We start from the raw sequence: 23,344 nt of genomic DNA on the forward strand, positions 1-23,344 counted from the left end.
CTATTCTCCCTTCTCTCTAGGGATGTACAGACGCAGAAAAATCAATCCACTTTTCAATTCTTTCTGAAGTTTCCATTGGGAGTAAATTGTTTCAATGTGTTCGTCATCCCAATTAAAGAGATTCGAATATAAAACATAACGACTATTTTCTAACTCAGCAGAAGAAAAACGTCGGTTATCATCAGTTATATCCATATTTGCAAACAATGCATCCATTGGAAATGCTGCTGTTACAGAATTAATCTCTATATGTTCATTCTCCAAATAATCGATCATCTCTTGGCGCAATGAATAATAAGGTAAATGGCATAATACACTATCCCAGGCCTTTGACATCTTCTCCGAATAAACCCAAAAATTTCCGCTGACCAGTATACAAATCATCCCTACCAATAAAATTCGCACAGACCTTGTTTCATATACTTTAAACAAAAGCTGAGCAGTGATTAATGCCAGTAATATGTACAAAACCAGAAAATATCGGTCTCCAAAGGGGTTTGTTACAGGAATTGTAACTAACATCATAGTAAATAAGACACTCAAATAAATGAGAGATAACGGAGATTTGGAAAGATAAAGAAAGAAATTTTTTATCCCCATTTTAATGATTGAAACAAATAGCAAAATCCAGACAACAATTCTCCCTGAATCCAACATCCTTACAGCCAAACTTGCTATATTCTTAACTATTTGCCCAAATGTCGCTAACTGCCGATGATCCTCATATCCAAAACCGGGTTGATACAGAAAATATCCGGTTTCCACCTTCCGGTATATAAACCATCCGCCTATCGCCAAAAGAGTCGGTATAAATACAGGGAAAACATATAAGAACGAATTTTTGAAAGATTTCTTATGAATAACATTTTCTATCAGCAAATATCCCAGCCCCAATCCTGAACAAACAACCAGTCCTCTAATACTTACCAATCCCAGGCACATGGCAGATACAGCCAACCAAATCCGCCGGTTATCCAAAATCAAGTTGATACTCAACAAAGCAAAAAAACACAGGATGACATCCGGAGAAATTAAAATCATTTGGGTGGAAAGTGCCGGTTCCAATAAAACCAACAAAAATATATAAGGTGTATATTTCGTCTCCAACCTTTCACACAAGCGATAAACTTGCCAGATCACTCCCAATGAAAATACAGTTATAGATAAATGAGCTACCAACAAACTTTTTCCGAATAAAGACCAAAGAAGAGCCAGATACAGATGAGCCAAAGGGGGTTCTGCAACATATTGGGCCGGATAGACAAAAGACAGAAACCCATTTTCCAATAAATAACTTGCCGGCATAGAATACCCGGCAGTGTTATCCCAGAAAAAACAGTTCTCTAACGTAAAGAATTTCAACACCAGAAACAAAATCAGTACTACATATTTTATCATAATAATTTATTATATCGGATTTACACTATTTCATTTGTTTAAATTCTTCATTTTCTAAAGCTCTGATTCCTTCTATTATATAATATCTTCTTAAATCGTCCGGTTTTAAAATCAACTCATTCCATTGAAGCAGATCAATATCAATTGGAACAATTCCGAAATTTTTATCGTCAGGCATACGTTGCAGTTTGTACTCTATACGTTTCAACAAATGCTTTATTTCATCCGGCTGTTCTGATGTATAAGCAACGGCCACCCGATTCAAAAAAGGAGCAGACCCCGTTAATCCGATCGGCTCCGTATATACAGAATTTGAAAAGGCAATAGAAACAAACTGGTTCCGCAATATACGCACCGCCTCCGCCATATTCTTTTCCTGATCTTGATTTGAACCTAAGCTTAATATAATTTTATTCAGCATATCGCTTATTTTATTTATTCAATGCAAAACTAGGAAAAAATACCTATTAGTTGGTATTGATCATGTAAGCATTTCGCCATACCTTTGTACGAGAATTTAAGAAAATGAGATTATCAGAGCTTCACACAGGTGAAAAAGGCGTTATAGTCAAGGTGATGGGACGCGGAGCATTCCGCAAACGCATCATTGAAATGGGATTTATCAGGGGAAAAGAGGTGGACGTTATACAAAATGCTCCACTGAAAGATCCTATCCACTATCGTGTAATGGGTTATGACGTTTCTTTGCGACGGAATGATGCAGCAATGATTGAAGTAATCAGCGCAGCCGAATACGCAAAGGCACAAATGTCACAACAAAGTGAAGAACGTTCCGCCGACTCTTATATACTACCTTCAACAGAAGATTTACAGGCACTTGCTATACATAAAGGAAAAACAATAAACGTAGCCCTGGTCGGAAATCCCAACTGTGGAAAAACATCTTTATTCAATTTTGCATCCGGAGCCCACGAACATGTAGGCAACTACAGCGGAGTTACCGTCGATGCCAAAGAGGGAACCTTCCAGCAAGACGGTTACACATTCCGGATCGTAGATTTACCCGGTACTTATTCCTTATCGGCCTATACTCCGGAAGAACTTTATGTCCGCAGGCATCTCAGCGAAGAACAACCGGACGTTGTGATCAATGTTCTGGATGCATCAAACCTGGAAAGGAATCTTTATCTGACCTGTCAGCTCATCGATATGGACGTCCGGTCTGTCATCGCCTTGAATATGTATGACGAGTTGGAGCGATCCGGAAACAAATTCGATTACGAATCATTATCCCGGATGATAGGTACCCCGATTGTTCCGACAATCAGCAGGACCGGTTTTGGTATTGAAGACCTTTTCAAGCGGGTTATAAAAGTATATGAAGAAGAAGATCCTGTTATCCGTCATATCCATATAAATTATGGAGAAGTACTGGAAAAAGGTATTACAAATGTACGGCATGCCATAAAACATAACGGAAATGTAGCAAAAAGCCTTTCCAAACGTTATCTCTCCATCAAGCTATTGGAAGGAGACCCGGAAATAGAACGTTTTATCCAGACATTATCCGGCTCCGAAACAATCATAGAAGAACGCGACCGGAATGTTGTACAGATAGAAGAGTTATTATTGGAAGACAGTGAAACAGCATTTACCAATGCCCGTTACGGTTTTATCTCCGGTGCGCTACGGGAAACCTATGAGCAAAATAAAATAAAAGAAGCGACCAGCACTCAGATCATAGACTTATTCGTTACACATAAAGTATTGGGATTCCCCATATTTATTCTCTTTATGTGGATCATGTTCGAGGCAACATTCCGTTTGGGAGCCTATCCTATGGAGTGGATCGAGAATCTGGTTAGCTGGATCGGTAATTTTGTACGGGGAAACATGAGTGAAGGTCCGTTAAAAGACTTGCTGGTCGATGGTATCATCGGCGGTGTCGGCGGTGTCATCGTTTTTCTACCTAACATTCTGATACTGTATCTGTTCATTTCATTCATGGAAGATTCAGGTTATATGGCACGTGCTGCTTTCATTATGGATAAGATCATGCACAAAATGGGACTCCATGGTAAATCTTTCATTCCTTTGGTAATGGGATTCGGTTGTAATGTGCCGGCTATTATGGCCTCCCGTACGATTGAAAGCCGCAATAGCCGTATGATCACCATGCTGGTTAATCCGCTGATGAGTTGCAGTGCCCGTTTACCGGTATATGTGTTACTTGCTGGTGCATTTTTCCCTAATAACGCAAGTTTCATTCTCCTGTCATTATATGTTTGCGGTATTCTTCTGGCTGTTGTTATGGCACGGTTGTTCAAACGTTTTCTTTTTAAAGAAGAAGACGTACCTTTTGTGATGGAACTTCCCCCCTATCGAATGCCTACTGCAAAGTCGATTATGATCCACATGTGGGAAAAAGCGAAGCAGTATCTCCACAAAATGGGGGGTGTCATTTTAGTCGCTTCCATTATCATCTGGTTTCTGGGATACTTCCCCCGCCACAGTGAGATGGGAGATGCATTCGACAAGCAAATTGCAGAAGTGGAAAATGCCGAACTGGATTCGAAGGAAAAAACGGAAACAATTGCGGAGTTGGAACGGTTAAAGAATATGGAGCATCAAAAGAACTCTTATATCGGAACGATAGGACAAACAATCCAGCCAGTTCTTCACCCATTAGGATTCGATTGGAAAATGAGTGTCAGCTTATTGACTGGTATGGCAGCAAAAGAAGTCGTAGTCAGCACGTTAAGCGTCCTGTACACCGGAGATGAAGAAGATAGCCAGGTTTTATCCGAACGTATAAAACAAGATTTGGATGAAGAAGGCAATCCGGTCTTTACACCACTTATCGCTCTGAGCCTGATGCTGTTTGTTCTCATTTATTTCCCATGTATCGCAACGATCTCAGCCATCGTCAATGAATCGGGATCATGGAAATGGGGAATATTTGTAATTGTGTACACATGCGTTTTAGCATGGATCGTCTCATTTGTGGTTTATCAGACGGGGAGTTTGTTTATTAATTTATTAAATTAGTTGGCTTATGTGGCAGGAGATAGCTATCATATTAATAGGTATTGCTGTTGCTTTCTATATCGGAAAGAAGATATACGGATTTCTCAAACACCCGAAAACAGCCAGTCCTTGCAAGGAATGCTCAGGATGCACCTTGAAAAAGAAGAATTCGCAAACTTCATCTTTTAGGTTTCAGTCGCATAGTTGTATTGAAAAATAAGGGATATAACTAAAAAGACAATTATATTTTTACATAACTCAATAAAATTCTAATCTTTAGATAAATAAATATACTCGCCAAGTGACTTTTTCATCAAAACTTACGCAATTCACAAATTTTTATGTAAGTTTGCCATATAAATCTGTGTAGTTTAACAACTTCAAAATGATAATATCAATAAGTACAGTTAAAGTAATACCAATCCTATGAAATTCTTTCTTACTATTATCTTTAGAGGTATCAATCGCATTAAGTGCCTCTTTTTTATAAACATTATGCCCTCTATCAACCGGATAAAACTTCAAGCATTCGGTATAGAGTACAATAAAAATTGTAGAATAATGGCTCCTTGTACTATAATAACAGGAAGAACTTCGCAGGTGTCTATTGGTAAAAACTTTCGTTTAGTATCATCAGACTTAATCAATCCTCTTTGTAAAAACAAAGCTTGTATCAATGTATCGGAGAATGCTTGTTTGCTAATAGGTGATAATTGTGGAATGTCATCCCCTACTATTTGGGTTCAAAAATCTGTAAAAATAGGAAATAACGTTAATTTTGGAGGAGGATGTCTTCTGTTTGATACGGATGCCCATTCATTAAACTATTTACACAGGCGTAATGGTATTACAGATATGGCCAACCGGATTGATAAAGAGATAATAATCGATGACGATGTATTAGTTGGGGCCAATACGATTATCCTAAAGGGGGTTCATATCGGTGCACGTTCCGTAATTGGAGCAGGAAGTGTTGTAACAAAAGACATACCAGAAGATAGTATAGTTGCCGGAAATCCAGCAAAAGTAATAAAGAAAATCAATCTTATATAATGAATTTCCACTTTCATAATATACTGGGAGGAAGCAAACGAACCTCGCTCTTAAAAAAAAATATTGCAGCATCAATTCTTATAAAAGGAATTAGTATACTCAGCTCCCTACTTTTGGTGCCGCTTACTTTGGATTATGTAAACAAAGAGTTATATGGTATATGGTTAACACTATCCTCTATCGTGGTATGGATCAACTTTTTTGACATAGGCTTAACGTTAGGATTAAAAAATCGGTTAGCTGAAGCACTGACAACTCACGATTACATACGTGGAAAAGGTCTAGTGTCAACGACCTATTTCATGATGCTCGCAATATTCATCCCTGTATCTATTATAGTTATACTATTGATTCCTTTCATTGATTGGCCTAAATTGTTGAACGTACCAACTATCTACGAGAAAGATATCCAGATTGTGTTATATTTATTAGTAATATTCATGACCATACAAATGTTTTTCAACGTATTGAATACGGTTGTATCGGCCTATCAAAAAACAGCTATGGCATCATTGTTTGCCATGTTGGGACAACTGTTATCACTATTGCTTATATTCATCTTGACTCGCACAACTCCTCCCTCCTTGATCGGATTGGCCTTAGCTATATCTTTGTCTCCCATTATTGTTTTACTAATTTTCTCACGTATCTTATACACAAGTTCTTTCAAAGAAATATCGCCGTCTTATAAATATATAGATTTAAAACAAGTAAAAGATCTGTTCAACCTCGGCATCAAATTCTTCATTATACAAATACAAATTATCGTCCTATACCAATCAACCAATATCATCATATCACACATTTCCGGACCGGAAGCGGTTAGCCAATACAATATTGCCTACAAATATTTAGGAATATCCACTATGGTTTACAATATCATATTAACCCCTCTTTGGCCGGCATTTACCGACGCATACGCCTTAAAAGACTATGCTTGGATGAACCGAATATATAAAAAGATGTGCTTGGTTTATTTGATGGTATTATCCGGCATAATAGTTCTTATCGCTTTATCACCATATCTTTACCATTTATGGGTTGGCGATAAAATAGGAATTCCATTTGAAATCACATTATGCCTCGGTATCTTTTTGGCAATAAATTCATGGGATTCCTTACAAGTATATATGATCAACGGAGTAGGTACAGTCAAACTTCAAACTTATGTTGTATTAATCGGTTTGATTTTTCACATACCTTTAGCCCTGTTTTTAGGCAATAAATTGGGGGTTATCGGCGTTGTATTGTCAATGATTTGCATCAATCTTATCTATTCTGTCATCTTTACAACACAGATCAATAAGATTTTGAAACATAAAGCTCATGGTATTTGGAATAAATAACTCTATTCGCATGAACAGTTTAAAGAAACAGATTAAACATAAATTACCATTCATTATCCGCTTAAGAGACATCTGGAGTCAATTACGATTCAATTATATGTTGCCTCTGGATTTAGACTGTTTTGGATTTCGAGATAAAGATTCACATATCTTACTTCCTGCTCATATAGCCAATCCTCAAAACGTATATATGTATGAACAAACTCGTATCCAGTCACAGGCAAAGATAATCACCTATACAGGTAAATTCATCATGAAAAAGTATTCCGGGGCAGCCCCAGGATTAACGGTCATAACAGGAAACCATACACCGACAGTTGGTATCCCCTATTATTTATTGCCATTGTCGAGAATAAATGACAAAGAAAAAGATGTTGTCATTGAAGAGGATGTATGGCTTGGAGCAAATGTAACTCTATTGTCGGGGGTAACCATAGGGCGTGGTGCTGTTATCGGAGCATCAAGTGTTATAACGAAAGATGTTCCTCCTTATGCAGTGGTAGTCGGGAGTCCATATAAAATCATTGCCTCCAAATTTTCCCTGGAAGAAATTATGGAACATGAGAGACGGCTTTATCCAGAATCAGAACGTTTCTCTGAAGAATATTTAACACAACTTTTCGACCAGTATTACATCGGAATGCGTTCTATTGGCAAAACCATGACAACGGAAGATGAAATACAATATAAAAAATTTCTTGAATCAATCAATCAATCAATCTAACAACCTTTAAACAGGATTTCATCATCATGAAAGTAGTTCATATTGTATTTGGAATGGAATACGGAGGCATCGAGACTATGTTAGTCAACATAATGAACGAGCAAATAAAACATGCCGACATATCTTTGATTATCGTAAACAGACAAGAAGAAAAATCCATAACAAAAAAAATCGATAACAAAATACAGATAATAAGGATCAACCGACCGGTAGGTTCCAAGAACCTCTTTTATATACTTGCACTAAACTTTTTACTATTGATCAAGAACTATGATATAATACATGTCCACATTCCAAATACTATAAAATTCATATTCCTAAAATCAATCATAAATAAAATGTGCCTTACCGTACATCATATATGTACGACCGAAGATATTCCTTATTTACACAAATACAAACACATATTTGCTATTTCAAATTCTGTTCAAGAAGATTTGGCCAAGTATCTTAAAAAAAACGTACCCATTATTTTAAACGGAATAAACAGTACCGATATTCTTTCACAAAAAGATGCCACAAAGAATCAGACTTTTCATATAGTACAAATAGGCAGATTAGTACATACCAAAAAAGGACAAGACATTCTAATCGAAGCTATATTTATATTACATCAGAAAGGATTCAAAAATATATCGGTTGATTTTATTGGAGACGGTGAATCCAAAGACTTCTTGAAGGAGCTAGTGAAATCGAAACAACTGGAAAACCAAATCCATTTCTTAGGTAGTAAAGAACAATCATACATATTCAGCCATCTGAAAGATTACGATTTATTTGTCCAACCATCCCGAAAAGAGGGGTTCGGCCTAACAGTAACAGAAGCTATGGTAGCTAAAATACCTGTATTAGTTTCCGACCAAGAAGGGCCTATGGAAATTATAAAAAATGGGGAATATGGTTATTATTTCAAAAGTAATGACGCAATCAACTGTGCGCAAGAAATTGAAAAAATAATGAATATTTCAACAAATACTGTAGTTTCCAATGCATATCAATATGCAATAAGTAAGTTTAATGTAAAACGGACAGCTTTAGAATATATCAATCAATACAAAAAAATACATCGTATATAAATTTACTCAATAAAAAAACGAGCATGAAAATTTTGCAAATAGATAAATACTATTACATAAAAGGAGGAGCAGAAACTGTTTTCTTCAATACAATAGACCTTCTCGAAGAGAAAGGACACACCGTTATTCCTTTTTGTTTGAAAAGTACAAAAAACAGACAGTCTATTTATGAGAAGTATTTTGTTGACTATCCGGAACTATCCGAATCATCAACACTGACAAAAATAAAAAAAACACCGGATTTCTTTTTTAACAAAGATTCTGCTAAGAAACTTGAGCAGTTAATATTGAAAGAAAAACCGGATATAGCCCACATACATTTATTATTTAACGGTATTTCTGTTTCAATCTTACCGATTCTACGCAAACATAAAATTCCAATAGTCATGACAGTCCATGACCACCGTTTGATATGTCCAGCTTATGCATTTACAAATGGGAAGCAGGAAATATGTGAAATATGTAAAGATAGCAAACAATATTGGAGATGTATTACCAATAGATGTTCAAAAGGGAATTTAACCCATAGTATTCTTTTAAGTTTAGACAGTTATTTTAGAGAATACTTCTATCCTCCCCTTAAACTGATTGATCGGTTCATATTTGTAAGCAAATTTTCTCAAAACAAACATTTTGAGGCAAATTATCACTTTGCTGAAAAGTCGACACATTTATACAATTTCACCCCTATTGTACAAGATAACAACATGACAAAAGAGAATTATATCCTTTATTTCGGACGAATTTCAGAAGAAAAAGGAATATCCACATTGATAAAGGCAATGGAATCATTTCCACACATACATTTAAAAATAGCAGGAACTGGACCATTACTTCAAAAGCTAAGTGCAAATAAAGCAAATAATATTTCTTTTCTTGGATTTAAAGAAGGACAAGAATTAAAAGATCTAATTAGCAAAGCTACATTTGTAACGGTTCCTTCTGAATGTTATGAAAACAATCCGCTAACAATTATAGAGTCAATGACATTAGGAACCCCCATTATAGGAAGTAATATCGGAGGTATTCCAGAATTAATTCAAAATGAAATTACAGGATATTTATTTCCACCAAGGTCTGTTGATGAATTAACAAAAGTAATCAATCACGTAACCAGTTTGACACCACAAAAATATCAACAAATGGTTGATGCTACCTTAGAATATGCTTCCCTCAATTTTTCAAAAGAAGCACATTATACTCGTTTAATGGAAATTTATAAATCATGTATTGAAAATTATAGTTAATATGAAAATTTATGTATTCGGAACCAGAGGATTTCCCAATATACAAGGTGGGGTAGAAAAACATTGTGAAGAATTATATACTTCAATGCCAAGTATCTATGACATTACAATTTTCAGACGGAAACCTTTCATTAACTCTGACAAAACATATAAAAATATACATTTTATCGATTTGCCAACAGTTAGGACAAAAGGGATAGAAGCCCTTTTACATTCATTCCTTTGCGTGTTATATTGCATAGGGAAACGGCCAAATATCATTCATGTACATAATATCGGTCCGGGATTATTTATCCCTTTATTGAAAATAGTTGGTCTAAAAGTTATTTTAACTTATCACAGTCCTAATTATGAACACGACAAATGGTCTTATTTAGCTAAAAAGGGACTCAAAGTATGTGAATATATCGCCATAAAAGGAGCTGATAAAATTATTTTTGTAAATAAACTTCAACTACAAAAATTCAACCCGTCAATTCAAGCTAAATCTTATTACATTCCAAATGGTATAAAAGAAAAAAGAGAAATAAAGGATATCTCTTTTATCAGTTCTTTAGGACTTTCACCTTTTCAATATATTTTAACTGTAGGTAGAATCACTCCGGAAAAAGGATTTGACTACTTAATCAAAGCTTATAATTTAATGCACAATAAATCTGATAAACTCGTAATAGCCGGTGGGTGCGATCATACTTCTGCTTATGCCAAACAACTTATCGCTGAAGCCCGAAAATCACAAGTTGTATTAGCCGGTTATATGAATGAAGATCAACTAAACCATTTATATACATACGCCCGACTGTTTGTCTTGCCATCTTTCAACGAAGGTTATCCTATTGTTCTTGTCGAAGCAATAAACTATCAAAAACCAATTTTAGCAAGTAATATTGAAGCAAATAGATCTATAGGCCTGGCAAAAGATCAATACTTTAAGGTTGGATCTGTGAGTGATCTAAAAGATAAAATAGAAAATGAATTAAACAAAGAATATAAAGATATAACATATAATATCAACATCCCCACATGGAAAGAAATAGCTAACTTAGTTGCTGAAATTTATTCAAATATCGCACCCTAAGTTGCAAATCTTCAAACTTTACTTCTACAATTTAGACAACGTCCAACCAATTGGCATCATCAGCAACACAAGCAACTTGCGTTTCAAGTTTTTGGCATCTCTAAGAATAGTACCTACAGAACGACTTGTTCGGAATCCATCCATACTGATGCCAACGTATTGGCGTATTACTTCCTTTGGACTGTAAAATAGATAGGGTAACATATTGTTCACTCCATACACCCATAAGAAATAATTGGCTGTCGAACGATTATAGCTGCGAGCTGTGATGGCATTAGCTGCATCGCGATAGTACAGACGCATGGGGACAGATACAATACGTTCCTTATACTTTTTACCCATCTCGAACCAAACCAAAGCCTCAGGACAATAACGCATACGGGGATCAGGCGTAGGAAAAGGATACTGACGCATCACCGCTGTCCGGTTAAATCCCCACATCTCACCCTGAATCTTATACTTATAGCGCATATCCATGGCATGGACATCGAAGGGTGAGTATGGCAGTTGAGAACCAATTATCTTACCTGTCTCAGGATCAATACATCGTCCCACTATTCCCTTAAAATTTTCTTTGTCTGGAATCTTTTGCCACTCCTCATAGAGTACTTTCAAAGCTGTGGGTAACAAGGCATCATCACTATCAATGCTAGATATGGCAAACGAATCACAATGTGCCACGGCAAAATTATAAGCCACATGTATACCTTGATTCTCCTGATAGTAGTAGCGGATGGACAAACGATCTTCCTCACACCACTGTTTCAGTAACTCCTCTGTATGGTCGGTGCTACCATCGTTTACCACTAACCATTCAAACTTTACTGATTTGCCATCTTCCATGGCAGGAAGCTCCATATTTATTAGCGAGTCATACACACGCTTAATAGTGTCCCCCCTTTGATAGGCTGAAGTAAAAAAAGTAAGCCAGTACTCATTATCTGTCTGCGCCTTCTTACTGGCAAACTTCCATCCACCACGAATTTCATTTACTTGCATAATACGAATAAATTATCATTGAAACAAATACTATACATACGATTTCGCCACAACATGAAGAAAAACATCATCACCTTTCGCTATTATTATCAATCTATTTATTCAGAAGACAATGTTTAATAAATGCTGCTAACCCACGTGGCTGTTTCCAAATAGAGTTAAATAATTTAGGATATCTCTTTTTACGATATTCCCAATAAGAATCAAAAACAGAAGATACCGAAATCCACTCATTACCATTCTTAATCTGAAAAGCGTGTTCCTTATTTATTGAAAACAAAGTAAACCAATTTAAATACTCCCAAACAGCATACCGTAAATACACTATATTGCGTTCTATAGTCTGTCGCTTCTGATTGCTACTCAGTTTTTCCGGAGCATCTTCTAAATAGGCGCCCAAAGCTCCCTCTGTTTTCCTCACTTTACCTGTCCGCGCCAAACGAATCTGGAAATCAAAATCGGCCACTAAAAAGAACTGTTCATCAAAATATCCGAATTTCTCATGAAGTACTTTCCTCCACATAGGAAAACAACCAATTTGATGGGAAACAAAAAATACAGATGAGCTAAAAAGGAAGTCTTCATTTATCACTTTTTCGTCACTAATACACCCATATTGGTACATATGATGAAAATCGCAATAAGTTAATAATATATCCGGATTTTCATCTAATGTTGCAGCTTGCAAAGACAAAGATTCAGGAAAACGAATATCGTCTACATTCCAAACACAAACATACTGCCCTTCAGCCATACGTATTCCCCGATTCCACGTAGCATATAATCCTTCCAACTCCGAGATGATGATATGACGAACAAATGGAAGTTCTAAAATATTTTGTTGTATAATATCCAACTCAACTTGACTCGGAGCATTATGCAATAATAATATTTCCACTTCCTCCGGATTATCGATCTGACGTACCCAATCGAAATATCCTTGAAGATATTTTTGACATTTATACAAGGATGTCAGAACTGTTATTTTCTTCATACCGTTTTTTATTTATTATAAAATCAAACAACATCAAAACAAACACATTACGACTGACTTGGTATAGTATATCTGAAGTCAAAGAAAATCCCAGTATCAGCAACATATATAATAAAAGCACCAATGATAATTTATCTTTTCGATTGACAAAAAAGATCCAGGCCAATCCCAAATAAAAAATCAAATAGCCCAATGTTCCAACATACCCATAACGTACAACAAAATTAGACCACGCAATATCACCTGACTCCAACTGAACCACACCTCCAGTTTTATCATCAACAAGACCAATCACAAAATTTAAATTATTATTTGTATATGGGGATTCTTCAGACATCAACCCTATCCCAAAAAATTCATTCCACTTATCCGTTCGAGCATACAAATATCGCTCCATTAAGTGAGCTATACGAAAAGTAAATGTTGATTCGGAATCCATTTCAAATTCTTCAAAATCTTCGCTATCTTCCATTTCTGAAAAATCTCCTTCCTGGACCATTTGTAAATCAGTAACTGTTCGAGAGCCAATCTGAGCAAATAAAACAATACAAAGTGGAATTGCAACCAATAGTACATAAGGCAAGTAACGAACAAATCGTTTTAAATTTCCTACATTTAAGATATATCCCAAAGATAAGGTTAAAATAACTATTATGGTCAAACTTCTATGCAATGGCAAAAAACTTGTTATGACCAATACCACTCCGGCTATAAGACTATATTTTTTTCCTAATGGCTGGACAAATATCGTATAGAAAATAAAAAAATAGAGCATTCGAGGAGAATTATAAAAACGATGGATTAAATCTCCTCCAGATTTATCTTCCGCCCCTGCCAAAATAGCTTTTCCCGTAAAAGCTTGTATAGCAAATAAGAAACTTTGGAACAACACTATATACAATAGTATCTTTAATAATTGATCCACTTCTTCTTTCTTTACACGTCTCAATGGATAGTATGCCAACACAAAAAAATAATTACGAGAGGTTTTGAGTATATCGCCCCAGCCTATCCCATAAATAAATTTATTTACGCCAATAATAACCAATACAGCTACCAAATAAATAGCAATCAAATAAGTCATTTTATTTAACGGTATAAAATCATAATATGCGAAACAGCCATAACCGAATAGAACAAAAATATACATCAATGCAAAATCGGTTGGTTTAGAAAAACCTAATCCCGTTTCAAATAGTTCTTCTGGGATTATTTGGAACCCATTAAAAACAAAAAAGAAAAATATGAGCAAAGAATAAGTTCTTTGCCCACAAATATATAATGCTATTGCTAATAATAATAATGGTATAAACAACATAGCGAATTATACTTTCTTTCTTTTTCTTAATAACCCAACAATTACAATATAAAGCATAGAAATAATAACTGATAAAATAGTCACCACCACTAATACAACCGATAATTTAGGACTTACCGGTTCAGACAGAACATAAGCAGAGTCTACAATTTTAGCTCTAGGTTTCACCAATGCTTGTGTCAATGCATTCTCCTCACGCTTCTGCAGCAAGAACAAGAACAATTCCTGCTTGATCATCTGCTGCCTTTTCATTGTGATAAATTCACGTTCCTGCTGTGGCATATTTGCAATACGAGAAAGGAAGTAGTTTTCCTGCGACTGTAACTCATTACGAGAACGACTAAATCCTGATTTTATGCTACGCACCGTCTCCAACATATTCGCACGCATAGCATCTATCTGCTTATTCACCAAATCTATAGCAGGGTTCCCTGGTTTTGTTGTCATCATTAATTTGATACGCTCCAATAATGCCTCATTATATGTCTGTAGACCTTCCAACACAGTCCGGTCACTTAACCCTATATTCAATGGTACCAGAGAATAGCGGTTTTCATCCTTAGTTAAGAATTCTTCCACTAATTGAATCACTGTATATTGAGATTCAGCTTCAATCTGACGCTCCTTGAAATCCTGACTCTTCTCTAATATAATTTTAGCCTCCGTCTCAATATCCGTCAAATTATTAGCTTTTTTATATAGTTCGATCTCCCTTTCTACACTATCCAATTCTGCCTCCATCAAAGAAATCCTTTCTGTCAAGAACTCATCCATCAACTTGGTTTCATCATTTTTATCCACTTCACCATTTTTGTTATAAAAGTTAACAAGTGTATTCAGAATATCAGTTCCCCTCTTCGGATTAACTTCTTCCATCACTAATGATATCACATTGGCTTTCTTTGAATATAAATCAACAGTTACCTGCTTTTGAAGTATTTCGGCACACAAATTATACCCCATGTAGTTAATTTCCAAACTAGTAGTTTTTTTAGGGACATAGTATTTAGTCGTATCAAAATAAAATGTTCCAAAAGCTGTACTTAATTTCACAGGAAATTCTTTTGTTTCAACACTTCCTAGCTTTTTCCAACCATTTTTGGCCTTAATTTTACACACTCCGTTTTTAGACAGATTTACATCAAAATTAATCACAGCCCGCAAAGTGTCGGCCAATGGATTAACTGTATACACGGATATAGGAGAACTCTTATAACAATCTTTGGTTCGAGGAAAATCAGATAATAGATATTGGACATTCAAACCCAAGCTCTTACTTAAATCACGGAATATACTGTAAGAACTCAACAAAAAAAGTTCATCATTTACAGACACTCCCCCCATAGCAGAACTTCCACCAAAAGCAAAACTCTGCATCATCTCAGAAGCGGCGGCTGCAGAAGCTGAAGTTCCGGAAATACCTTTATCTTCTTTTATCAGGATATTTGCATTAACCTGCAATACGGGGGGCACTACCTTCAAGTAGATAACTCCTAATATCCCCAATACAAAGACTGAAACTACAAAAACAGGCCAATACTTAATGTATCTTTTGTAAATTCCTTTAATATCAACAAACTCGTTATTTTCAACAGATTTCATACTATTCCTTATTTTTTCATTGCTATAATAGACATTACAACACTCATTATCACAGATAACGTACTTGCAAAGGTTGAAATTATGGATAAATTATATTGTTCAGACTGACTGTAACGGGAAGATTTTTTCTTTTTATCATTCGGTTCTACATAAACCACATCATTCTGTTCCAGATAAAAATAAGGAGATTCCAGTAAGTTTGTCTTTGTAAGATCCAGATGTACCAATTTCTTTTCCCCATTTATGTCCCTTACCAGCTTTACATTGGTACGGTCACCATAAATAGTCAAATCACCCGCCAATCCCAAAGCATCCAATAATGATATACGATCTGAATAAACAGTAAAAGAACCAGGACGAAGCACTTCTCCTATTACTGTAACTTTAAAGTTTTCTATTCGGATATTAACTATTGGGTTTTCTACAGATTCAGATATTCTATCTTCCAATATATCTGTTAATTCCTTTACGGTTTTACCTTTCACTTCTATTTTTCCTAACACGGGGAAATTAATAAACCCTTCATTATCTACAGTATATGGAGCATACATTTGCGATGTGCTAAGTTGTTTTTTATCCATCACAGAACTCGTTTGTGTCTGCAATAAATCCGTCATAGAAACAGCATACAAGTTAAACGGCGCTGCAGCCGCAATATCCAAAGCAGAAACTGTTATCACCAGTTTATCTCCAGACTTCAACCTGGGGTCATAGTTCATCTTTGTTTCTAATAATTCTTCACCTGACACATATTTTGCATCATCAAAATATGTAATATTCTTAGGAGCCGAACAAGCTCCAAATAAAAGCAAACCAAATAGCAATACCTTCAAATTCATATATAAATTTTTCTTCAAATAAGTTGCAAATATACGACTTTTAGTTCAACCCCGGACCATATAAGTGTGTTCTTCTAGTCCGAGTTACATCTATAACGATGCATTTGTTAATATATTGCTGCATGATGAAGTAAAAATATAGGAGATTTTATCTCTCTTTCTTGAATTATCATGTACTTTTGTCCCAAAAGAAACAGATTATGCTTGAAGTAGGAAAATATAACACGCTAAAAATAGTAAAAGACCTGGATTTCGGGGTCTACCTGGACGGGGGTAACGGGAAAGAGATACTTCTGCCGGCCCGTTATGTTCCCAAGAACGTAAAACCGGGGGATGAAGTGGAAGTCTTTATTTATCATGATAATGAGGGCAGGCTGATAGCTACGACAGCACGACCGCTGGCTACTGTCGGCGAATTCAAATTCATGGAAGTCAAATCGGTTAATAACACGGGGGCTTTTCTGGAATGGGGGCTGATGAAGGATCTGCTCGTCCCTTTCAAAGAGCAAAAGATGCCGATGCGCGAAGGCAGGTGGTATCTGGTATATGTCCATCTCGATCATATCACCGGACGTATTGTGGCTTCTGCACGTATCGACAAGTATCTGGACAATGTAATGCCCGAATATACCTTCAATCAGGAAGTAAACTTACTGGTGGCGGATGAAACAGAGATCGGTTATAAAGTTATCATTAATAACCTGCATTGGGGATTGGTATATTATAATGAAGTCTTTCGTCGCCTGGAAAAAGGAGAAGAGATTAAAGGCTACATCAAAGAAGTCCGCGAAGATGAAAAAATAGACGTAAGCCTCGTTCCGCTGGGCTATCAGAAAATAGAAGGACTGGCCGGAACCATTCTCGAATCGTTAAAAAGTCAGGGAGGATTTATCGCTGTACACGACAAAAGTGACCCGGAAGTCATTCAATCACTTTTCCAATGCAGCAAGAGAAGCTTCAAACAAGCGATCGGTGCCCTTTACAAACAGCATCTTATCACGTTAGAAAACGGCGGCATAAGTTTAGCAAAAAAGCAGGATCAAACAGACGAATAGCACTACATTTAACTAAATATCAAATATTTACGAGTGACGCCGCCTTATACATGCAGCGTCACTCGTTTTATTATTAACTTTTTCCGGCACAAGTCATTTCTGATAAAGTCCGATACCCTCCCGAAAGAGCCTAATACTTTACAAGATATTTCTTATTGAATACTAACTTGTTTTTTAGATTCAAACCTATATGTTTTTAATCTTTCGACCATGGGCAACTTCAAATTTGACCTAGGTCAACTATAAATTCGACCTGGGTCAACTACGTATTTTACCTGGGTCGAATGATTAAGAAGTTATAACTTTACATCTAATTATATACTAGTAAAGGGGTTAAGGTAAATAGTATGATCGCTAAAAAATAGAGGCAATGATACCAAACAAAAAGTGACACCGTCCTAAATAGCCAGCGTCACCTTCTACATATTGATAATTAATAGCTTCGTACTTACAATTCTTTTTTGAAGCTATTTTTAGTCTAACTTTAATACAGCAAGGAATGCCTTCTGCGGAACTTCTACCGATCCGATCTGCTTCATTCGTTTCTTACCTTCTTTCTGTTTTTCCAGCAATTTACGTTTACGTGAAATATCACCACCATAACATTTGGCTGTTACATCCTTACGTACTGCCTTGATCGTCTCACGGGCAATGATCTTCGCTCCGATAGCTGCCTGGATGGCAATATCAAACTGCTGGCGAGGTATCAACTCCTTCAGTTTTTCACACATACGACGGCCGAATGCCACACTATTATCCACATGTGTCAATGTAGACAGGGCATCCACCGGCTCACCGTTCAACAGGATATCCAGCTTCACCAGTTTACTCGGGCGGAAATCATGGATATGGTAATCAAAAGAGGCATATCCTTTAGAGATACTCTTCAGTTTGTCATAGAAGTCGATCACAATTTCCCCTAAAGGCATATCATAATGAATCTCCACACGATCACCTGAAATATATTCCTGTTTCAGCAAAATACCACGCTTACCCAGACAAAGTGTCATGATCGGACCGATAAAAGTCGTGTTCGTTATGACAGAAGCACGAATATACGGCTCATCGATATGATCGATCAATGTCGGTTCCGGCAGTCCGCTAGGGTTATGAACTTCTATACAATTACCTTTTTTATCATATACTTTGTAGGATACGTTAGGTACTGTCGTGATCACATCCATATTGAATTCACGGTCCAGACGTTCCTGGACAATCTCCATATGCAACAATCCCAGGAATCCGCAACGGAAACCAAAACCCAGAGCGGCAGAACTTTCCGGCTGGAATGTCAGGGAGGCATCATTCAATTGCAGTTTCTCCAATGACGCACGCAGATTTTCAAAATCTTCGCTGTCAATCGGATACACACCGGCAAACACCATCGGCTTCACTTCCTCGAAACCGGCTATACCAGCCTTTGCCGAACGGGCTACATGAGTTATAGTATCGCCGACCTTTACTTCTTTTGATGTTTTAATACCGGAAATGATATAACCGACATCACCGGTTCTGATTTCACTGCGTGGTGACATTTCCAGCTTTAATACACCGACTTCGTCTGCGTCATATTCCTTTCCTGTCGCGATAAACTTGACATGATCTCCTTTTCGGATCACGCCGTTCACCACCTTGAAATAGGCAATAATGCCACGGAATGAATTAAATACGGAATCAAAGATAAGACACTGAAGCGGTGCTTCCGGATCTCCTTGGGGAGCCGGCACCTTTTCAATGATCGCATCGAGGATCTGAAAAACACCTTCACCGGTCTTACCGCTTGCCCGGATAATATCTTCACGTGGACAGCCCAACAGTTCAACGATCTGATCTTCCACTTCATCCGGCATAGCACTGGGAAGATCGATCTTATTCATGACCGGGATGATCTCCAGATCATTTTCGATCGCCATATACAGATTGGATATAGTCTGTGCCTGGATTCCCTGGGCGGCATCGATAATCAGCAAAGCCCCTTCACATGCAGCAATAGAGCGGGAAACTTCGTACGAAAAGTCGACGTGTCCCGGCGTATCGATCAAATTCAGGATATATTCTTCACCTTTATAATTATATTTCATCTGAATGGCATGACTCTTGATCGTAATGCCTCGTTCGCGCTCCAGATCCATATCATCGAGGACCTGCGCTTGTAAGTCTTTGCCTTCGACTGTCTTGGTATATTCAAGCAAACGGTCAGCCAAAGTACTCTTACCATGGTCAATATGAGCAATAATACAGAAATTGCGGATATTCTTCATGTGCTAATTTATTTTAGGTGTGCAAAGATAGGAATTTTAGGTCAAAAACTATACTTTTGGCATACCATTTGTTGTTAATATTATATGACACTACAAGAAATAAATAAAGCTTACAACCGCATTATCGGTTCATTAGATAGCAAGGAATTAAAGAATGCTTTTGATTCCATTCAGGCACTCATTTCCGGAAGCCGTGAAATATCGTTCCAGGACAAATTGAATGAGTTGCAGGATACATATAAATATATGTTGCGTTATCGCATCGAAGGGGCCAAAGATCCGATGCAGGAACAGATATATAACAAGATCCAGACCTCCTCATACGAGTTGGCCGACCGGATCAAGCATAAAGCGATGGCAGTTGAATCGCCTTTGGCCTTCTATAGCCGGCGCAGGAGTTTGCAAGTCCAGCCTAACGTGACTTTCGAGAACCTCCACCTCCAGCTAAGCAAGCATTATGCGACAGGAAACAGGGCCGAATATGACGCCATGCTCATTGTCTTGTTCAATAAGATATGGGTCTCCGATCCTTTCATGGTTGAAGATGCTGCTGTTATAAAGAATATTCTTTTCGATAACGAACTTCCGTTTACGGCAGGCTGTCAGATTGTTTCATCGCTGACGCTCGGTTTACAGGCTGCTTTCGACCCGGAAAAAATGATGTTATTGTTTGATGCGGCAAATCATGGGAATGAAGAGATCAAAGTACGTGCGCTGATCTCCATCCTGCTTACATTATATACTTATAGAAAAAGAACGGCTCTTTATCCGCAAATAATAAACAGGCTGGATGCTCTTTCCGAGGTTCCCGGCTTCACGAAAGCTATACGGACCATTACACTGCGTTTTATCCTGGCCCGTGAAACAGAAAAGATTACCCGGAAACTACAGAATGAGATCATTCCCGAAATGATGAAACTGAGTCCTAAGATCAGCAATAAAATAAATCTGAAAGACATTACCCCGGAACAGCTTGGAGAGGAAATGAATCCGGAATGGGAAAATATATTTGCCGACAGTTCGCTGGGTAAAAAGATGGAAGAATTCAGTGAACTGCAACAGGAAGGTGCCGATGTCATGCATTCTACCTTCGTTCATTTGAAGAGTTTCCCCTTCTTCCGCGAACTGAGTAACTGGCTTTTGCCATTTACGACAGAACATTCATCGTTCGGGGATCGTTTTAACCAGAACAATGGTGAAAAACAGATGCTGGACTCCATGACGCTGGCAGCATTCATGTGCAATTCCGATAAATATTCATTATACTTCAGTATGATGCAGTTGCCTGAAGAAGCTAAAAAAATGATGATGAATCAGTTTGACAGCCAGGCTACTGAAATGATCCAACAGAATAAAGAAGAACTGATCAGTAAACGGGGCAAACTGGAGACGATTACAGGACAATATATACAAGACCTGTACCGCTTCTTTAAAATATATCCGGGACACCTGGATTTCAACGACATTTTCACATTGCCTCTTGACTTTCATAACCTGGATATTTTGCGTCCTTATATCTCCGATGAAGAAAGTCTGAGTACGATTGCAGAATACTACCTGCGCAAAAACTATTTCAGTGATGCTCTGACCATCTTCAACCAATTGGCTGAGACGAATCAGGAGAGTGATATACTTTTCCAGAAAATAGGCTACTGTAAGCAAATGAATGATGATTTACAAGGAGCTCTCGATGCTTATCTGAGGGCAGACCTTTTAAATCCGCAAAGCAAATGGGTGATCCGCCGGATTGCCGGTTGCTACCGTTCGCTGAAAGAACCGGAAGAAGCATTAAAGTACTATCGCCGGTACGAGAAGCTGAACCCTGATAATTTATCTATTACAATCAGTATCGGACATTGTTACCTGGAACTCAAAAACTACAGTGAAGCATTGAAATGTTTCTTCAAGGTTGATTATATGGATAGCAATAGCAAGGCATGGCGTCCTATAGCCTGGTGTTCGTTCCTGACCGGTAAATATGACCAGGCACGCAATTATTACAAAAAGATATTGGCTGATCAACCCAATACGCAGGACCTGCTAAATGCCGGCCATACGGAATGGGCTCTGCAAAATATAAAAGGGGCTATAGAATTCTACAGGCAGGCTATAGAAAAGGAAGACGGGAATTTCTATAAGTTCCAGGAAGAATTCAATCAGGACATCCCGGATTTGATCGTGGCCGGTATAGAAGATTCAGAAATATCCCTGATGATGGATCAGTTAAGATATGTACTAAATGATTCTTTATAAAATAGACTATAAACAACATACAGATAATACAGATCAGGCAGATTTACATGGTAAAGAATCCATGTAAATCTGCTTGATCTGTATTATTCATGTGCCATAAGCAAATGATGCAACCACCTTCCCTGTTATACCGGTTCAACAGGTATACAAATATCCACAATAAACTTTTTTTCCGGATGTTCGTCATGGTTATTCTGATAAATCTCATAATGATGTCCATAACCACACTTACAGCCATTTTCTTCCAATAAATCGAACATTGCCATCCAGGCAGCCGGAAACTCAGACATAGATAATTCAAAACGTCCAACCGCATACAACCCACCGGAGAGCTTATAGCTTCCAATAATTCCTTCCGGCTTCATTTCTTCCGGAACAAACATGGCTGCATCGGCTGTTAATTTATCGACCGGGGTAACACGAGGATCATCATGATAGACGGACAATAACCTCATATCCGGTTGTGAAACAAACCCTCTGGGCAGTGCCCACTTCATAAGATTGGCGAAAGCCTCCTGCATCTGGTCCAATGCTCCCTGATGACGACAATAAATAATAGCCCTCTCAGGCATTTGCTTAATTTCAAAAGTGCAATTCATATCCATACCATTTACTTTGATTGTTTTATCACGACAAAAATAGCGTGAATAAAGCGAGGTATGTTGCTCGTTTATGCTCTTGAATTGACATTTCTTGCTATCCGGATATCCGTTCTTGCGACGATACTCTTCGGCAGAAATACCAAAATGACGTTTGAAACTACGACAAAAAGAAGAGGCGGAAGAAAAACCCCAATCATAAGCCACATCCTTGATCGCAGCAGGATCACTCAGCAAAACATTGGCCGCCCGCTCCAATCTTCTCCGAAGAATATACTTTCCTACAGGTTCAGCCATGGAGGCAGTAAATATCCGATGAAAATGATAAGTAGAAATATCAACTAACGACGATAACTCATCTATCGATATCTGCCTGTTCAGATTTGAATTAATATAATCAATAACCCGGTTGATTTGTTTTGTATGATCTTGTAATGTTGTATTCGCCACGTTTATATGTATATTTGAATGAGGTACAAATATAGGAATTGGTATTCATATATAAAAAGGAGCT

General features: G+C 37.3%; 18 protein-coding genes. 9 read left to right on the forward strand and 9 right to left on the reverse strand.

The genetic code is table 11. The annotated features are described in order from the left end of the window. Positions 1–1,398, reverse strand: a complete 1,398-nt coding sequence (locus tag K6V26_RS13635; RefSeq protein ID WP_048315745.1) for a hypothetical protein — start codon at positions 1,396–1,398, stop codon at positions 1–3. A 25-nt stretch (positions 1,399–1,423) separates the two neighbouring features. Beyond that, entirely contained in the window at positions 1,424–1,819 is a 396-nt protein-coding gene (locus K6V26_RS13640; RefSeq protein ID WP_010802561.1) for a 2-amino-4-hydroxy-6-hydroxymethyldihydropteridine diphosphokinase, read from the reverse strand. A 104-nt stretch (positions 1,820–1,923) separates the two neighbouring features. On the opposite strand from K6V26_RS13640, the gene feoB reads away from it, so the two are divergent. The 7 genes from feoB to K6V26_RS13675 all read left to right on the forward strand — a co-directional run bounded on the left by feoB (position 1,924) and on the right by K6V26_RS13675 (position 10,910). After that, complete coding sequence (gene feoB, locus K6V26_RS13645; protein WP_046147528.1) at positions 1,924–4,407, forward strand: ferrous iron transport protein B; 2,484 nt, start codon at positions 1,924–1,926, stop codon at positions 4,405–4,407. A gap of 405 nt (positions 4,408–4,812) precedes the next feature. Next, the gene (locus tag K6V26_RS13650) at positions 4,813–5,439 is read left to right on the forward strand and encodes an acyltransferase (RefSeq protein WP_046147529.1); all 627 of its coding nucleotides are present in this window, start codon (positions 4,813–4,815) and stop codon (positions 5,437–5,439) included. Next, the gene (locus K6V26_RS13655) at positions 5,439–6,785 is read left to right on the forward strand and encodes a lipopolysaccharide biosynthesis protein (RefSeq protein WP_046147530.1); all 1,347 of its coding nucleotides are present in this window, start codon (positions 5,439–5,441) and stop codon (positions 6,783–6,785) included. The genes K6V26_RS13650 and K6V26_RS13655 overlap by 1 nt, the downstream gene beginning before the upstream one ends. 10 nt (positions 6,786–6,795) lie before the next feature. Next, positions 6,796–7,509 (forward strand): DapH/DapD/GlmU-related protein, encoded by a 714-nt coding sequence (locus K6V26_RS13660; protein ID WP_046147531.1) that lies wholly within the window; start codon positions 6,796–6,798, stop codon positions 7,507–7,509. A 26-nt stretch (positions 7,510–7,535) separates the two neighbouring features. Beyond that, entirely contained in the window at positions 7,536–8,585 is a 1,050-nt protein-coding gene (locus K6V26_RS13665; protein WP_224265615.1) for a glycosyltransferase, read from the forward strand. 23 nt (positions 8,586–8,608) lie between these two features. Beyond that, positions 8,609–9,832, forward strand: a complete 1,224-nt coding sequence (locus K6V26_RS13670; protein WP_224265616.1) for a glycosyltransferase family 4 protein — start codon at positions 8,609–8,611, stop codon at positions 9,830–9,832. A gap of 1 nt (position 9,833) precedes the next feature. Continuing rightward, positions 9,834–10,910, forward strand: coding sequence for a glycosyltransferase family 4 protein (locus tag K6V26_RS13675; RefSeq protein WP_224265617.1), 1,077 nt, complete (start codon positions 9,834–9,836; stop codon positions 10,908–10,910). Positions 10,911–10,934: 24 nt separating this feature from the next. Here the strand turns inward: K6V26_RS13675 and K6V26_RS13680 are convergent, their stop codons facing one another. The 5 genes from K6V26_RS13680 to K6V26_RS13700 all read right to left on the reverse strand — a co-directional run bounded on the left by K6V26_RS13680 (position 10,935) and on the right by K6V26_RS13700 (position 16,662). Beyond that, on the reverse strand, positions 10,935–11,909 hold the full coding sequence (locus tag K6V26_RS13680; RefSeq protein ID WP_052716773.1) for a glycosyltransferase family 2 protein: 975 nt from the start codon (positions 11,907–11,909) through the stop codon (positions 10,935–10,937). 94 nt (positions 11,910–12,003) lie between these two features. Beyond that, positions 12,004–12,903, reverse strand: coding sequence for a glycosyltransferase (locus tag K6V26_RS13685; protein ID WP_046147534.1), 900 nt, complete (start codon positions 12,901–12,903; stop codon positions 12,004–12,006). Continuing rightward, positions 12,869–14,221 carry a hypothetical protein gene (locus tag K6V26_RS13690; RefSeq protein ID WP_046147535.1) on the reverse strand — a complete coding sequence of 451 codons (1,353 nt, stop codon included), beginning with the start codon at positions 14,219–14,221 and terminating at the stop codon, positions 12,869–12,871. The genes K6V26_RS13685 and K6V26_RS13690 overlap by 35 nt, the downstream gene beginning before the upstream one ends. Positions 14,222–14,227: 6 nt before the next feature. Beyond that, positions 14,228–15,823, reverse strand: coding sequence for a GumC family protein (locus K6V26_RS13695; protein WP_046147536.1), 1,596 nt, complete (start codon positions 15,821–15,823; stop codon positions 14,228–14,230). Positions 15,824–15,831: 8 nt separating this feature from the next. Next, on the reverse strand, positions 15,832–16,662 hold the full coding sequence (locus K6V26_RS13700) for a polysaccharide biosynthesis/export family protein (protein WP_046147537.1): 831 nt from the start codon (positions 16,660–16,662) through the stop codon (positions 15,832–15,834). A gap of 200 nt (positions 16,663–16,862) precedes the next feature. Between K6V26_RS13700 and K6V26_RS13705 the strand changes: the two genes are divergently transcribed. Further along, entirely contained in the window at positions 16,863–17,717 is an 855-nt protein-coding gene (locus K6V26_RS13705; RefSeq protein WP_224265618.1) for a CvfB family protein, read from the forward strand. Positions 17,718–18,190: 473 nt separating this feature from the next. Here the strand turns inward: K6V26_RS13705 and lepA are convergent, their stop codons facing one another. Then, positions 18,191–19,978, reverse strand: coding sequence for a translation elongation factor 4 (lepA, locus tag K6V26_RS13710; protein WP_007658632.1), 1,788 nt, complete (start codon positions 19,976–19,978; stop codon positions 18,191–18,193). Positions 19,979–20,062: 84 nt separating this feature from the next. Between lepA and K6V26_RS13715 the strand changes: the two genes are divergently transcribed. Beyond that, positions 20,063–22,231: a tetratricopeptide repeat protein gene (locus K6V26_RS13715; protein ID WP_007658633.1), complete on the forward strand. Its 2,169-nt coding sequence runs from the start codon at positions 20,063–20,065 to the stop codon at positions 22,229–22,231. Between the two features lie 125 nt (positions 22,232–22,356). Here the strand turns inward: K6V26_RS13715 and K6V26_RS13720 are convergent, their stop codons facing one another. Beyond that, positions 22,357–23,280: an AraC family transcriptional regulator gene (locus K6V26_RS13720; protein WP_010802547.1), complete on the reverse strand. Its 924-nt coding sequence runs from the start codon at positions 23,278–23,280 to the stop codon at positions 22,357–22,359. Between the last annotated feature and the right edge of the window lie 64 nt (positions 23,281–23,344).

The sequence above is a fragment of the Parabacteroides goldsteinii genome (assembly GCF_020091425.1).
GTDB lineage: Bacteria > Bacteroidota > Bacteroidia > Bacteroidales > Tannerellaceae > Parabacteroides > Parabacteroides goldsteinii.